12 protein-coding genes are annotated in these 14342 nt (G+C 65.2%); 3 read left to right on the forward strand and 9 right to left on the reverse strand.

Going from position 1 to position 14342, the window contains the following annotated elements; genetic code table 11:
- Positions 1–30: 30 nt before the first annotated feature.
- The 5 genes from rdfA to NGM68_RS01605 form a co-directional block, all read right to left on the reverse strand.
- Entirely contained in the window at positions 31–630 is a 600-nt protein-coding gene (gene rdfA, locus NGM68_RS01585) for a rod-determining factor RdfA (protein WP_252699911.1), read from the reverse strand.
- A 478-nt stretch (positions 631–1108) separates the two neighbouring features.
- Positions 1109–1450 carry a ferredoxin gene (locus tag NGM68_RS01590; RefSeq protein ID WP_252699912.1) on the reverse strand — a complete coding sequence of 114 codons (342 nt, stop codon included), beginning with the start codon at positions 1448–1450 and terminating at the stop codon, positions 1109–1111.
- Positions 1451–1622: 172 nt separating this feature from the next.
- The gene (locus NGM68_RS01595; protein ID WP_252699913.1) at positions 1623–2138 is read right to left on the reverse strand and encodes a peptidylprolyl isomerase; all 516 of its coding nucleotides are present in this window, start codon (positions 2136–2138) and stop codon (positions 1623–1625) included.
- An 81-nt stretch (positions 2139–2219) separates the two neighbouring features.
- Positions 2220–3284: an anthranilate phosphoribosyltransferase gene (locus NGM68_RS01600; protein WP_252699914.1), complete on the reverse strand. Its 1065-nt coding sequence runs from the start codon at positions 3282–3284 to the stop codon at positions 2220–2222.
- A 102-nt stretch (positions 3285–3386) separates the two neighbouring features.
- The gene (locus NGM68_RS01605; RefSeq protein ID WP_252699915.1) at positions 3387–3899 is read right to left on the reverse strand and encodes a pyridoxamine 5'-phosphate oxidase family protein; all 513 of its coding nucleotides are present in this window, start codon (positions 3897–3899) and stop codon (positions 3387–3389) included.
- A 194-nt stretch (positions 3900–4093) separates the two neighbouring features.
- Between NGM68_RS01605 and ahbB the strand changes: the two genes are divergently transcribed.
- A complete protein-coding gene (ahbB, locus tag NGM68_RS01610; protein ID WP_252699916.1) occupies positions 4094–5170 on the forward strand; it encodes a siroheme decarboxylase subunit beta in 1077 nt (358 codons plus the stop codon).
- On the opposite strand, the gene NGM68_RS01615 is transcribed toward ahbB, so the two are convergent.
- The 3 genes from NGM68_RS01615 to NGM68_RS01625 form a co-directional block, all read right to left on the reverse strand.
- The gene (locus NGM68_RS01615) at positions 5153–5530 is read right to left on the reverse strand and encodes a hypothetical protein (RefSeq protein ID WP_252699917.1); all 378 of its coding nucleotides are present in this window, start codon (positions 5528–5530) and stop codon (positions 5153–5155) included. The genes ahbB and NGM68_RS01615 overlap by 18 nt on opposite strands.
- Positions 5531–5677: 147 nt before the next feature.
- A complete protein-coding gene (locus tag NGM68_RS01620; RefSeq protein ID WP_252699918.1) occupies positions 5678–5938 on the reverse strand; it encodes a DUF8006 family protein in 261 nt (86 codons plus the stop codon).
- A gap of 88 nt (positions 5939–6026) precedes the next feature.
- Positions 6027–9134: an FAD-binding and (Fe-S)-binding domain-containing protein gene (locus NGM68_RS01625; RefSeq protein ID WP_252699919.1), complete on the reverse strand. Its 3108-nt coding sequence runs from the start codon at positions 9132–9134 to the stop codon at positions 6027–6029.
- Between the two features lie 262 nt (positions 9135–9396).
- Here NGM68_RS01625 and NGM68_RS01630 point away from each other — a divergent pair, with 262 nt between their 5' ends.
- The gene (locus NGM68_RS01630) at positions 9397–11160 is read left to right on the forward strand and encodes an L-lactate permease (RefSeq protein WP_425493606.1); all 1764 of its coding nucleotides are present in this window, start codon (positions 9397–9399) and stop codon (positions 11158–11160) included.
- Between the two features lie 233 nt (positions 11161–11393).
- On the opposite strand, the gene serS is transcribed toward NGM68_RS01630, so the two are convergent.
- The gene (gene serS / locus NGM68_RS01635) at positions 11394–12776 is read right to left on the reverse strand and encodes a serine--tRNA ligase (RefSeq protein WP_252699921.1); all 1383 of its coding nucleotides are present in this window, start codon (positions 12774–12776) and stop codon (positions 11394–11396) included.
- A gap of 123 nt (positions 12777–12899) precedes the next feature.
- On the opposite strand from serS, the gene NGM68_RS01640 reads away from it, so the two are divergent.
- Positions 12900–14108: a potassium channel family protein gene (locus tag NGM68_RS01640; RefSeq protein WP_252699922.1), complete on the forward strand. Its 1209-nt coding sequence runs from the start codon at positions 12900–12902 to the stop codon at positions 14106–14108.
- The last annotated feature ends 234 nt before the right edge of the window (positions 14109–14342 follow it).

Genomic DNA, 14342 nt, shown 5'->3' on the forward strand with positions numbered 1-14342 from the left:
TCCGTGCCGTGATCGCTGATCGACGAAGGGTTACTCCTGTCTACACCGACACCCACCACGCTCGAGAAACGTCCCGACGTCGTACTGTTCGCCACAGTCTTCACAGAGAACGTTCACGTCGACGAGGACGGAGACCGACCCGCTCTCGAGGGCGTCGGTTTCACTGTATCGCGCGATGGTGTCTTCCGTTACTGCGGTTAGCCGACTCGAGAGGCGCTGGATGGAGTCGGCATCCCGCTCGAGGCGATCCTCGAGGGACGTCCGCTCTGAGGGCTTCTCGGCTCCTCGATCCGAGGTCAGATAGGTGTGGACGGCCTGGTGGGAGACGAACTCCGTGCGGAGTGTGTCGACGTCGATGCCGGCCCGCTCGAGTTCGCGTTCGGCCTGTATGCGCATCCCCGCACTCACGTCGTCGTCGGTGAGCAGTCGGTGAGTGTTCTCGACTTCGCCGTCGAGCGGAGAGAGCCCAGCCCGATTCATCCGCTCGTCGAGCAATCGTTCGTTGAACCGGGTCGCGAGGGTTCGCAGACTCTCGCGCTCGTAGCCCTCCCCGAGCCACCGGTGCTCGAGCTCCTCTCCAAGGGACTCGAGGTCGTAGGTCTCGACGAGACGGGCGATTTTAGTGGGCATACCCCCACCCCAACCGGCACGGTCGATCGATCATTAGCAGCCAATGGGTGGGTTTCCTACGTGAATTTATCGACTGCGCTGGATGACGTCGTGAACGTCGGCTACCGCTTCGATGTGCGCACTCACTCGTCGTTCCGTGTCCTAACCTCTCCAATCACACAACTACTTCTTAAACAGACATGTCTGCCACTCACCCAATCGTCGAAGTAGCTGTCTGATTACTGTCCGTATTTTCTACTCCCTTCTACATCCTGTTCTCGGGGTCTAACTACCGTTTATTCGAACGCTCCTCTCTGTCCAATCCAGCTCACCCGAAGATCGGCATTCGATGGGCTCGTAAATGAGTGGAACGTGGGGTGGCGTCCTTATTCGGCGTATGCCGTCGCTATTACCGAGCGATCTCACGGTTGGCTCTCAGATCGGTGAAAACACCTCTGGAAACAAACCATTGGTCTAAAATATCGAATTTATGACTTACTCACCAGTCGACGCTCAACGTCCCATCGCCGTGGGGATCGGGCGCAATCTCTTCGTCGGTACGGCGATCGACCACGTGAATGCAGCCGTCGCCCTTCTTCGCCGGGCAGACCTCCGCCGCGCGGACGTTCTCCTCGAGTTCGTCCTCGCCGATGAAGTACGAGTCGACGCGGGCGAGGCCGGTGGCCAGATCCATCTCCCAGTTGTCGCTCACTTCGGCACACTTCCCGGCCCCGAAGCACTTGTTCGCCTCGAAGATGATCTTGTACGGCTTTTCGTCGACTGGCGGCCCGTCGCTCGAGCCGACCTCGCTCGGTCGCGGGCGGTCGTCTGTCTCGCTCATTACCCGTCTCTCGGGACGCGGTGGTCTTTCGCGTTACGGTCGCCCGGCGACCGTGCCTGTTCCGGGGGACAGACACCGCTCGAGATCGGGTTCGGGGGTCGACGGTGGTTCTCGAGTGCTCTCGGATGTCACTCGAGGGGCCATCCGGCTGAAAATCGCAACGATTGCGGAATTACTGGTCGACAGTGACCGACTCGAGCAGGATGTCCTGCTTCGGTCGGTCGTTGGCGTCGGTGTCGGCCGAGCCGATGTCGCGGACGACGTCCATGCCGTCGGTCACTTCACCGAAGACGGAGTGGCGGCCGTCGAGGTGGGGCGTCGCGTCGAGGGTGATGAAGAACTGCGACCCGTTGGTGTTCGGCCCGGCGTTGGCCATCGAGAGGGTTCCGGGGCCGTCGTGGGAGAGGTCGTCGTGGAACTCGTCGTCGAAGGTGTAGCCGGGGCCGCCGCGGCCGGTGCCGGTCGGATCCCCACACTGGATCATGAAGCCCTCGATGATGCGGTGAAAGAGCACGTCGTCGTACAGCGGTTCGTCGGTGACCCGCTCGTCGGTCTCCGGGTGCGTCCACTCGCGCTCGCCCGTCGCGAGGCCGATGAAGTTCCCCACCGTTCGGGGGACTTTCTCTTCGAACAGTTCGACGGTGATGTCGCCCTCGGTGGTGTGGAGCGTCGCTGTCGGATTTGCCATACCTCGCCGGACGAGGGGCGTGGTGAAAACAGTGGTGGTCTCGCGGCCGCTATTGTCGGGGCCTGAACGCGATCCGGGTGATCAGAACGCGCGCAGTTCCTCGAGCACCGCCGCACCACTCCCGTCGGCGATGACGTCGCGAGTCCGCTCGAGCCCGTCCTCCAGGTCGTCGACGTCATCACGGGCGAACAATCGGAAGGCGGCGTTGAGCGCGACGGCGTCGGCGAAGTGATCGTCTCGCTCGCCGGCGAGGACGGATTCGGTGATCGCGGCGGAGTCGGCGTCGACGTCGTCGACCGCGAGATCCTCGCTCTCCATTTCCATCCCGTACTCGGCCGTTTCGATCTCGAAGTCGTCGAAGTCGCCCTCCCGCCAATCCGCGACTTTCGTGTACCCTGGCCGGATGTCGTCGTAGCCCTCCATCCCCTGGAACATCAGGACGCGGGAGAACTCGAGTTGCTCGCTCTCGGCGACGAGGTCGCACATCTTCTTCGCGAACGCGAGGTGGTAGAACGAGCCGAGGTGGACGTCAGCGTTGGCCGGGTTGGCGACGGTTTCGATCGTGTTGACGAACGTCCGGACGCCCATCCGGTCGCGTCGCTCGTACAGGTCGTGGATCCCGGGGTTGAAGTTCGGCTGGTAGTAGAAGCCGAAGCCGGTCTCGTCGACCATCTCGGCGGACTCCGTGGGCTCGAGTTCTGTCCGGACGCCGAGTTCGTCGAGGACGTGCTTGTACGCCGTCGCCTTCTGGGTCGGAACGCGGTCGCCGGAGTGGGCGACGACGGGAGTTCCCGCCGCGGCGGCGACGATGCCGGCGGCGACGCCGAGGACGGCCGTGGTGTGTTTCCCGTCGTAGTTCGCCCCACAGTCGACCGGGTCACAGTCCGGTTCGGCGGTCACGACGCTCTCCTCGCGCATGACGTCGGTGAACGCGGCCAGCTCCTCGGGGGTGTTCTTCTTCCAGCGGTTCGCCAGCCAGAACGCCCCCAGCGTGGTGTGATCGGGCTCGCCCGCGAGGATGCGCTGGAACGCCTCTCGAGCCTGCTCACGGTTCATATCGTCGGCCGACTTCGGGCCGGAGCCGACGAGTTCGGTCAGCAGGCGTTTCAGCGGCCACTCGCCGAATTTCTGGGTAGCCTGGGTCATGTCTCGAGGTTCGAACGGACGGGGGAAAAGCGTCCCGTTTTGGGTGGAGGTCGCCCGCTCGAGGACGCTGCTCGAGTTGTGATATCCGTGTCGAACCGACACTCAGAGCGTGGTACTCGATTCCCGACGCCCCGTCAGCGACGTCGGCTCGAGCCGACAGAACGCGAAGTCGATCTCCCGAGGATGCGTCCCGAAGATGTCGATGAGGGGGATCTCGACGCGCTCGAGGCCCGCGAGGGCGTCCGTACCGATCGATTCGCGTTCGATGTCCTCGAATCGGCCTTTGGCGACGACGCTCCACCACCTGTCGTTCGTGCCACTCTTGTCGTTCGTACCGTTCTCGCTCTTCCCGTCGATCGCCGCGTCGTCCGGGTCGTCCGTGTCGTAGGCGACGAACGAGACCGCGTGGCCGTCGAGCGTGTTGGGCGGGTGGTTCGGCGACGTTGCGAGGCGAAAGTAAAACGTCGACTCGAGGGGGTCGTACCCGTAGGACACCGGAATCGTCCGCGGAGGTTCGTCACCCTCGGTCGAAAACGACAGCACGCCCGTGCCGCCGGTGCCGAGTACCGACCGCAGTTCGGCGTCCTCGAGTTCGGCGATTTCGATGCGGGACATAGGTCTCTGTTTGCGCTCAGTGGGGATAATTCCCGTGTGCCCCCGGAACCGGCTTGCACCCGATCGGAACGGTTTGCGGATAACTGGCCGTCGTCTCTCTCGCCTGGGTATGCCTACACCCGTGCCATCCCAGCACCTGCCCACGGCTCGAGAGACCCGAAAGCAATAGGTACGAACCCTCCCTAGGCTCGCCAATGAGTTCCCGTCCCCGGCCCCGGTCGACGCTGGACGACTGGCGCGAGGCGATCGACGACGTCGACGCCGCGATCATCGACGGCTACCAGAGCGGCTTCCCCATCGCGGAACGCCCCTTTCGAACCCTCGGCAAGGCCCTCGAGATCGACGAGGACGACGCCCTCGAGCGCGTCCAGCGACTCCGCGAAGCTGGCGTCTTCCGGCGGTTCGGGGCCGTCCTAAATCCGCCGGTGATCGGCTCCTCGACGCTGGCGGCGGTCAAGGCCCCCGACGACCGATTCGACGACATCGCCGAGGTCATCAACGGCTACCAGCAGGTCAACCACAACTACGCACGCGATCACGAGTGGAACATGTGGTTCGTGGTGACTGCCGGTTCCCGGGCAACCCGCGATCGCATCCTCGAGGAAATCGAGGAGCGAACCGGCTGTCCCGTCCTCGTGTTGCCGATGCTCACCGACTACTACATCGACCTCGAGTTCCCGGTCGTCAACAGCGACAGTTTCGCGCGCGAATCGCTCGAGTCGGGCACCGACGCCTCCGCCACCCGGATCAGCGAGGACGCGGCCGGCGACCTCTCGCGGTTCGACGCCGCATTACTCCTCGAGATCCAGGACGGGTTCCCGCTCTCGAAGACGCCCTACGGCGATATCGCGGCTGCCCTCGAGACCGACCTCGACGAACCGGTCGCCGTCGACGACGTCCTCGAGGCCGTCACCCGCCTCCAGGACGACGGCTGTATCAAGCGAATCGGCTGCATCGTCAACCACATGGTGACGGGGTTCGACGCCAACTGCATGGTCGTCTGGGACGTCCCCGACGACCGTCTGGACGAGTGGGGCGAGCGGGCTGGCTCGCTCCCGTACGTCACGCTGTGTTATCACCGGCCGCGTCGACCCGACCTCGAGTGGCCCTACAACCTGTTCACGATGATCCACGGCCGCGATCAGGACGCCGTCGACGCGAAGATCGACGAACTGGCCGACGACTACCTCCCGGTCGAGCACGAACGGCTGTACTCGACGCAGACGTTGAAACAGACCGGCGCCCAGTACGAGTCACTGGTCGGTGAGTGACGGCCCGACGCCTGCGGCCTGCCCTCCCCCGAGGAACGCGACTCTCGTCGTCCGCCGTCCTCGAGTCGCGTTCCCGGCCTGGACGGATTGGCGGATTGCTGGATTGCCGGGCGGTGAAAGCCCCGGGCGCGTGCTGGCACCGCGCTCGAGCACCGGCGAGAGCGCGCGGTTGACTGCGCGCGAGGGGCGAGTGAGCGACCGCCGGGAGCGAACGAGTCGGCTGGGGAGGGTGAGGCCGCGTTGGTGGGGGAGTGGTCGGGATCGTTGTCGCCGCGTCTCGCGGGCTCTGTAGCAGGCGATCGGCAGGACAGTGCCTTCATTGGGATTCTCGAGAACGGTTCTCGACGCACGACACACCACTCGTAACGCACAATTCACGACCACTCGCGGGAGACTGGAGCGAGTCGCTCGAGGCACACGCTACCCACAACCGACCAGCGTGACGGCGAGAAAAACCGCACGAACGATCCGAAAGACGGTACAGAGACAGCAACGAGTGGAGTGTAATTATCGACCGGCGACGTACAGCATCGGCCCGATCACGACCAGGGCGACACCGATCAGCCGGAAGACGATCATATCACCCGTGGCGCTCACCGGCGTGAGGACGAACAGCGTGCCGACCAGGATCAGGTTGAGTCCCATGATCTTCATCGACTTCAGCGGCAGCGTCCCAAGAATCGCGAGCACGAGCAACCCCATGAGGGCGTGGCCCATGTGCAACTCGAGCATGATATTGTCGATTGTCTGGAGAGGTACCTCGATCATTCCTGTACGTATCTCCCCACGATTCGGCCTTTAATACTTCGATTCGGCTGTTGTCCGGTCATCGTCCCCGGAGCCCGTCCGCGAACCGTCACTCGAGGGCCAGGGCCGCATCCACGAACTCGATCGGCGTCTTCGGCAGATCAGCCCGCCGTTCCCGGGTTGTAAGCTGCGTCCGACAGGACGCACCGGGGGCAACGACCCGGTCGCCGTCGCTCGCCTCCACCTGCTCGAAGAGGATCGAGCCGATGGCGTCGCTCATCGAGGCGTGTTCGGCCTCGTAGCCGAAGGAGCCGGCCATACCACAGCAGCCCGAATCGAGCGGATCGACCGCGTAGCCCGCCCGGCGTAACACGCCGACGGCGTGGTGATCCTTCCGGGTCGCCTTCTGGTGGCAGTGGCCGTGGTAGGTGAGCGACTGTTCGGCGGCCTCGAGCGCGAACGAGAGGGTCTTGTCCAGCCCGAACGTATCGAGGTACTCACAGACGCCGTAGGTGGCGTCTGCGAGCGGCCGTGCGTCCTCGCCGAGCAGATCCAGGTAATCGGACTGGAACATGACCGCGTCGGAGGGCTCGACCACCACGACGTCCCAGCCCTCCTCGACGGCGGGCTCGAGTGCTGTGAGGTTCTCCCGAGCCGTTTGTGCTGCCTGATCGAGAAACCCCTTCGAGAACGCCGGGCGGCCGGTGTCGCCAACCTCGACCCCATCGCCGTCGCCCGTGGGGACGTCGACGTGGACGCCGGCGGCCTCGAGCACCCGAACGGTCGCCTGCCCGGCGTCGGGGTTGTTGTAGGTGGTGAACGTGTCCGGGTAGACGACGACGCGGCGGTCGGCCTCGGCAACCGGCACCTGCGAGCCGCCACGCGCCTCGAACCAGTCGGTGAACGTGTGCCGGTAGAACCGCGGCAGGGGCTTGTCGGCGTTGATCCCGACCGTCCGCTCGAGGAGCCAGCGCGCCCCCGGCAGCTTCGGCCCGAGGTTCGACAGCGGCGCGAGCCGCGACCCCAACGCCGAGAGCTCGTGGACGTTCGCGAAGAGTCGGTCGCGCAGGCTCGAGCCGTGTCGTTGGTGGTGTTCGTGGGTCACCTCGGCTTTGAGCTTCGCCATGTCGACCTCGCTGGGGCAGTCGGTCGCACAGCCCTTACAGCCGATACAGAGGTCGAGCACCTCCGCGAGGAACTCGTCGGAAAACGCCTCGTCGCGCTCGAGCCCGCCGCTCATCGCCTGGCGCAGCGCGTTCGCCCTGCCGCGGGTGCTCGTGATCTCCTCCTGACTGGCACGGAAGGTCGGACACATCACCCCGCCGGTGGTCGACTGGCCGCCGCGACAGCCGGCACAGCCGTGACAGAGTTCGACCATGCCCTGGAAGCCGTTGTCGACGTCCCACTCGAGCGCGGGGTCGAAGCCGGCCTCGAACGCGTAGTCGGGGCCGAAGCGGTGGTTCTCGGTCATGTCGGTCGGCTCGTCGTCGCGGAAGACCACCTGCCCGGGGTTGAGCAGCCAGTCGGGATCGAACGCGGTCTTCAGGCGCTGGAAGGTCTCCCAGAGTTCCTCGCCGTACAGCTTCCGGTTCCACTGGGTTCGCGCCCGGCCGTCGCCGTGTTCGCCCGAGACGGAGCCGTCGTACGCGACGACGAGGTCGGTGGCGGCGTCGGCGAGCGACTCCATGTTCTGGAGCCCGTCTTCGGTCTTGGTGTTGACCAGCGGGCGAATGTGCAAGACCCCGGGGCCGGCGTGGGCGTAGAAGCTCGCGTACGTGTGGTGCTCCTCGAGGACGTCCTGGAAATCGGCGACGAACTCGGGGAGGTGTTCGGGCGGGATCGCCGTGTCCTCGATGAACGCGACGTGTTTCTCGTCGCTCGTCCGCGAGAGGAGGATCGGGAGCCCGGACTTACGGAGCTTCCAGATCTGCACCTGGTCGGCCTCGTCGTAGGCCTCGATGACGCCGAACGCGCGGCCCTCGACGTCGAGGGCGAGGCGCTGTTCGGCGGGATCCGGTTCTCCGGTCGGCTCGGCTTCGGGGTGGCGATCGGCGAGCAGGTTCGCCACCTTCCGCTTGCCGTCGAGGTCGTCCTCGGCGTAGAACTCGACGAGCAACACCGCCCCCGTCCCGTCGGGGAGCATTTCGGTCACGTCGGTGAACTCCGCGGTCTCCTTCGCCAGGTCGATCAATACGTCGTCGACCAGTTCGACCGCCGCGGGGTCGTGTTCGACGATCGGGGCCACGTCGGAGACGGCGTCGATCACGCTCTCGTAGGCGAGCAACACCATGCTCTTCGTCTCGGGAATGGGCTCGAGCGAGACAGTCGCCTCGGTGACGATCGCCAGGGTGCCTTCGCTGCCACACAGTAGTTTCGCGAGGTTGATCGTCCCGCCCTCGCTGGTTCGCTCGCCGATTCCGCGTTCGCTTCCGCGGGCATCCTCGAGCAGCCAGTTGAGGTTGTAGCCGGAGACGTTCCGTTTGAGGTCGGGGTAGGTTTCCTCGATCAGGTCGCCGTCTTCTTCGAGGATGCGGTGGACTTCGGCGTAGATTCGGGCCTCGAGGTCGTCGCCATCGGCCAGCTCGGGCAGTTCCTCGAGGGACACCTCGCCAAAGCGGGTGACGGTGCCGTCGGCGAGGACGACCTCGCATTCCTCGACGTAGGCGTCGGTCTTGCCGTACTGCAGGGAGTGTGCCCCGGTGGAGTTGTTGCCGATCGCGCCGCCGATGGCGCTCTTGTCGCCCCAGGCCGGGTCGGGGGCGAACTTGAGGCCGTGGTGTGCGAGGCGCTCGTTGAGTTCGCCGAGGATGGTGCCTGGCTGAACGACGGCCCGCCGGCTGTCGGGGTCGACCGCGAGGACGTCGCCCATCTCGCGGGTAAAATCGAGGACGACGGCTTCGTTGACGGTCTGGCCGGCGAGACTGGTGCCGCCGCCGCGGGGGAGAACCGGAATCCCCCGGCGAGCGCAGTAGGAGACGGTCGCCGAAACGTCGGCGGTCGAGGTCGGGAAGACGACGGCGATCGGCAGCATCTCGTAGATGCTGGCATCCGTCGCGTACAGGTTTCGCGAGTACGAATCCGCCCGGACGTCGCCGTCGACGACGCGCTCGAGGTCGGCCACGAGCGCGGGGCGGTCGACGTCGTCGCTCCGGTAGTCGTAGGTCACTCGGCTGTCGGTCGCTGGTTCGTCCGGTGGTGGTGAGATGTGCCCTGACATGAGACAGCTGCCTCGAGGATGTGTGATAGAACGGTAGTGGGCGATATGCTTAAAAGTGGGTTGCCGGGATACCTCGAGCAGGGATCAGGATGCGCAATCGTCTCGAGCGCCGTAGCCTCTCGAACGCCCGCTCACCCAGTTCGACGTGATAAACCGTGGTATACACTTATTATCTCGTACAGGTCACATTGCGGTGAGTGTTCACAATGAACACGAAACAATCTCATTCGTTCGGTCGGCAGGTCGGTGGTAACGCATGGTGATGGACGTCATCCTGGCGGCGCTGCCCTTGCTGGTCGTCGCCGTACTGCTGGTTGGACTGCTGTGGCCGGCGACCCGGGCGATGCCCATCGCGTGGATTGTCGCCCTCGTCGTCGGGCTCATCTGGTGGAACAACTCGCCGACGTGGCTCGCGAGTGCCTCGATCGTCGGCGTGATGACGGCGCTGACGATTCTGTGGATCGTCTTCGGCGCGCTGGTGTTGCTGTACACGCTGATGCAGGCCGGTGCATTCGATCGGATAAACCGCGGCTTCGCCGCGGTGTCGGAGGATCGACGCGTCCAGATCGTCCTGCTCGCGTTCTTCCTCGCAACGTTCATCGAGGGGGCCGCCGGGTTCGGCACGCCTGCGGCGGTCGTCGCCCCGCTGTTGCTCGCGCTCGGCTTCCCGGCGCTGGCGGCGGTGATCGCGGCGCTGATCGGTCACATCATCGCCGTGACGTACGGCGCGGTCGGAACGCCGATCATCGTCGGGATCCGCGACCCGCTCGAGGTCTACGAGGACGAGATCGTCACCGACGGCGGGATGACCGTCGCCGAGTACTCGAACGAGGTCGCGGCGTGGGCGGCGACCTACCACGCGCTGGTCGGGTTCGTCATGCCACTGTTCGCCGTCGGGATGGTGGTGTACTTCTTCGGCCCGCGGGAGGAACGCTCGATCAAGCCGGCTCTCGAGGTCGCCCCGCTGTGTCTGTTCGCCGGCATCGCGTTCGCGATTCCGTACTGGCTCTCGGCGTGGTTCCTCACCGCCGAGTTCCCGTCGCTGATCGGGGCGATGGTCGGGGGCGCAATCACGGTGGCCCTGCTGCGCGCCGGCTACTTTCAGCCCGAGGACGAGTGGGACTTCCCGCCACGCGAGGAGTGGCCCGCCCACTGGGTCGGAACGATCGAACCCGGTGCCGAAGGGGTAAACGGCCCCGACACGACCGGCGGTTCGTCGATGTCGCTGTTGAGGGCGTGGTCGCCGTACATCTTCCTCGTCGTCCTGCTCGTGATCACGCGAGTCTGGGATCCAATTGCCGAGTTCCTCACCGATGCAGACTTCGGTGTCGACGTCGCCACTCCCGTCGGCGAGTTCACGATCGGTATGGTTCTCGCCTGGGGGGACATCTTCGGGCAGGGACTGTCTGCGGACATCGCGTGGGTCAACGTCCCCGGGTTCTGGCTGATCCTGAGCGCGCTGATCGCGATCCCGCTGTTCGGCATGAACGGCGGGCAGGTCAAGGAGGCCTGGAGGGAGGCCGGTGAGAAACTCGTTTCGCCGTTTATTGCCCTCGTGTTCGTCATCGCGATGGTGCAGGTGATGCTCCTCTCCGGTCAGGCACCCGGGGCGGCGTTCGAGGACAGCATGATCGAACTGCTGGCGATCGCGACCGCGAACTTGTTCGGCCCGGCCTACCCGTTCATCGCGGCGCTGATCGGCGGCCTCGGAGCGGCGATGGCCGGTTCGAACACCGTCTCGAACATTACCTTTGGCGGTTTCCAGTTCACCGCCGCCCACGAACTCGGTATCTCGAGTCAGATCATGGTCGGCACCCAGGCCGTCGGTGGCGCGGTCGGCAACCTCGTGGCAATCCACAACATCGTCGCGGCGCTGGCGACCGTCGGTCTCGTTGGCCAGGAGGGGCGCGTGATCCGGTTGAACCTGATCCCACTGTTCTACTACGCGATCTTCGTCGGGTTCTGGGCGATGCTGTTCGTCTACGTCATGCCCGACGTGCTCCCGGCGGTGTTCGACGTCTACTGACGGCGTCACCGTCCCGCTGGTTCCGGGTTTGATGGATTCTCTCGAGGCGATCACCGGGCCACTACGGTGCTGAGCCACTGAAGCGGGGCGCTCGTTGTGCGCTCGAGACCAACTGTGAATGCGAATCCGTCGATGGGTGAAAACCGCTCGAGTGGTCGCCGACGCGGGTACTTGTGACCAACTCGATTAAAATCGTGTCCCGAGTATCGTGTACCCGTATTCGCAGACCTCGTTCACTCGCGCTCGCCGGCCCCGAGCGCGCTCTCGCCGACTTTTTCGTGGCCCTCGATGATCTCTTGCCCGTCCATGTACGGACGCAGCGCCTCCGGAATCGTGACCGTCCCGTCCTCGTTCTGGTAGTACTCGAGCACCGCCACCATCACCCGGGGAAGCGCCAGCCCCGAGGCGTTGAGCGTGTGGAGGTACTCAGCCGATTCGTGGCGCTCTGGGCGGTAGCGCAGGCCGGCCCGACGGGCCTGGAACGCCTTGAAATTGGAGGCGCTCGAGACCTCGAGCCAGCGCCCGCCTTCCTCGGGGCCGTCGTCCATGTCGTCGCCGGGGGCCCAGACCTCGATGTCGTACGTCTTCGCGCTGGCGAAGGTCAGGTCGCCGGTACAGAGCTCGAGGATGCGGTAGGGGAGCCCGAGGCGCCTAAGCACCGCTTCGGCTTCCTCCAGCAGGGCCTCGAGTCGATCGACGCTCGTTGCCGGTTCGACGAAGTTGACGAGTTCGACCTTGTTGAACTGGTGGACGCGGACGATACCGCGGGTCTCGGTGCCGTGTTCGCCAGCTTCTCGGCGGAAGTTCGGCGTGTAGGCCTGATGTTTCAGCGGGAGGTCGTCCTTCAGGAGGATCTCGTCGGCGTACATGTTGGTGACCGGCACCTCTGCGGTCGGACAGAGCCAGAGGTCGTCGTCGCCGTACTCGTCCTCGTTGCTGCCGCCGAGGCGGTAGGCGTCGTCGGCGAACTTCGGGAGCTGACCGGTGCCCCGCATCGACTCGCTGGTGACCGGAACCGGCGGGAAGACGTCGACGTAGCCCTGCTCGCGGTGGACGTCCAGCATGAACTGGATCAGCGCGTGCTCGAGACGAGCGCCGTCGCCCTTGAGGAAATAAAAGCCCGACCCCGTCGTTTTCGCCCCACGGGCCTCGTCGATGATGTCGAGTTCCTCGCCGAGGTCGTAGTGCGGGGTAACGTCCTCCGGGCGCACGCGCAGGTCGTCGAAGCCCCAGCGGCGGTGTTCGACGTTGTCCGTCTCGTCTTCGCCGACCGGAACGCTCTCGTCCGGCAGCTGGGGGAACTCGAGCAGTCGCTCCTCGAGTTCGGCCTCGAGTTCGTTCGCCCGAGTTTCGACCGCCTCGATCTCGGTTTTGAGCGACTGGGAGCGCTCGATGGCCTCTTCGGCCGCCTCGTCCTCGCCGGCCTGTTTCAGCTCGCCGATCTTCGAGCTGACTTCGTTGCGTTGATGGCGAAGGTCGTCGCCGCGGGCTTTCAGGTCGCGCCACTCCTCGTCTGCCGCGAGGACGGCCTCGAGGTCGACGTCGTCGGCCCCTCGATTCTCGAGGGCCTCGCGAACCGCCTCGGGCGTCTCACGCAGGGTCGTCCGGTCGAGCATTGGCCGTCGATTCTGTGCGGCGGGCAAAAACCGTGTCGGATGTGTGCGGTGCCGAGACACGCGTGCGCTGGGTCGGCCGGCGAGGCGGGAAACGTTTTTTTCTCCGCGGTGGGAGGTACGGACATGGATCCACTCGCGGACGAAGCACCGTCCACGCCGATCGAGTACGAGCCGGTCAGCGTGAAGGACGTGCTGATCGAGATGAAAGACACCGCCGAGCTCTTGATAGATCTCGCCTACTCGGCGGTGTTACACCGCAACGAGGATCTCGCACGGGAGGTTCTCCGCCTCGAGTCGCGCATGGATCTCCTCGAGATGCGCGGCCGAATGAGCCTCATGATGGCCGCGCGCAACCCGGACGACGCCGAACAGCTGGCCCCGGTGCTCGGGATCGTCGCGGCTGCCGACCAGATCAGCGACGCGGCCGGCGACATCGCGAAGATCGTCCTCGAGGATATCGGCCTCCCGGATGCGATGCGGGCGGCCCTCCCGGAGGCCGTCGAAACGCTCGTCCGGGGCGTCGTGACGACGGACTCGACATACGTCGCGCGCACGCTCAAGGACATCAACCTCGAGTCCGAGACGGGGGTGCGGGTCATCGCGCTCCGGCGGGGCACCGAGTGGCTGCTCAATCCCGGCCCGGAGACGACGATCGAGGCAGAGGACGTCGCGTTCATGCGCGGGCCCGACGCGGGCATCGAGGAGGTCTACGAGACCATGACGGGCACGCCTCACGAGCCGCCGGTGATCGACAAACCGGATTTGCCGGATCTCGAGCGGGCCGTCGACACCATCGTCCTGATGAAGAACCTCTCGGAGCTGGCGGTCGACCTGGCCTACAGCAGCGTCCTCTTCGACAGCGAGGGGCTCGCCGAGGAGGTACAGAACCTCGAGGTGGAAGTCGACGCGCTCGAGTCGCGGTTCGAGGCCTGGACGCTCCAGGCGGCCGCCGACGCCGAGGATCCGGTTCGCCTCCGTGGGTTGATCCACCTCGGGAGTGCGACCGAAGTGATCAGCGACGCCGCGGTCGACATCAGCGAGGGCGTCTTCCGCGACATCGACGTCCACCCGGTCGTGCGGATGGCCGTCGAGGAGAGCGACGAGATCATCGCCCGCGTGGTCGTCGAGGCGGGGAGCGAACTCGAGGGTCGCACGATCACCGACGGGATGCCCGAGACGGAGACGACGATGTCCGTGATCGCCATTCGCCGACCCGAGGAGGGGTGGCTGCTGGTCGGCGACGCGGATGCGGACGTGCGGGCGGGTGACGTCTTGATCGCGAAGGGGACGCGAACGGCTGCGGCGGCGTTCGACGAGCTGTCTCGAGGCTGAATCCTCGACGTCACTGATCGTCGGGTGCTCCTTTCTCACTGATCGTCGCACTCCTTTTCCACTGATCGTCCAGCCATTCCGCCGCCAGTAACCTTACCGGTGAAGGTCGACGTAGTCGCCCTCGAGGAGTGCAAACTCTCGCCGACGGCTGGATCGTTGATGAGTTCCTGAAGGAACGACGCGTTATCACGTCCAACGGTTCGAAGCTCGACGGTCGTTCCCTCGAGAAAGTGT

Source organism: Natronosalvus vescus, from assembly GCF_023973145.1.
Lineage (GTDB): Archaea > Halobacteriota > Halobacteria > Halobacteriales > Natrialbaceae > Natronosalvus > Natronosalvus vescus.

What these genes read in the sequence shown, in the direction of transcription:
- rdfA (WP_252699911.1), bottom strand. Translation starts at nt 630, where the DNA reads ATGCCCACTAAAATCGCCCGTCTCGTCGAGACCTACGACCTCGAGTCC.
- NGM68_RS01590 (WP_252699912.1), bottom strand. Translation starts at nt 1,450, where the DNA reads ATGAGCGAGACAGACGACCGCCCGCGACCGAGCGAGGTCGGCTCGAGC.
- NGM68_RS01595 (WP_252699913.1), bottom strand. Translation starts at nt 2,138, where the DNA reads ATGGCAAATCCGACAGCGACGCTCCACACCACCGAGGGCGACATCACC.
- NGM68_RS01600 (WP_252699914.1), bottom strand. Translation starts at nt 3,284, where the DNA reads ATGACCCAGGCTACCCAGAAATTCGGCGAGTGGCCGCTGAAACGCCTG.
- NGM68_RS01605 (WP_252699915.1), bottom strand. Translation starts at nt 3,899, where the DNA reads ATGTCCCGCATCGAAATCGCCGAACTCGAGGACGCCGAACTGCGGTCG.
- ahbB (WP_252699916.1), top strand. Translation starts at nt 4,094, where the DNA reads ATGAGTTCCCGTCCCCGGCCCCGGTCGACGCTGGACGACTGGCGCGAG.
- NGM68_RS01620 (WP_252699918.1), bottom strand. Translation starts at nt 5,938, where the DNA reads ATGATCGAGGTACCTCTCCAGACAATCGACAATATCATGCTCGAGTTG.
- NGM68_RS01625 (WP_252699919.1), bottom strand. Translation starts at nt 9,134, where the DNA reads ATGTCAGGGCACATCTCACCACCACCGGACGAACCAGCGACCGACAGC.
- NGM68_RS01630 (WP_425493606.1), top strand. Translation starts at nt 9,397, where the DNA reads ATGGACGTCATCCTGGCGGCGCTGCCCTTGCTGGTCGTCGCCGTACTG.
- serS (WP_252699921.1), bottom strand. Translation starts at nt 12,776, where the DNA reads ATGCTCGACCGGACGACCCTGCGTGAGACGCCCGAGGCGGTTCGCGAG.
- NGM68_RS01640 (WP_252699922.1), top strand. Translation starts at nt 12,900, where the DNA reads ATGGATCCACTCGCGGACGAAGCACCGTCCACGCCGATCGAGTACGAG.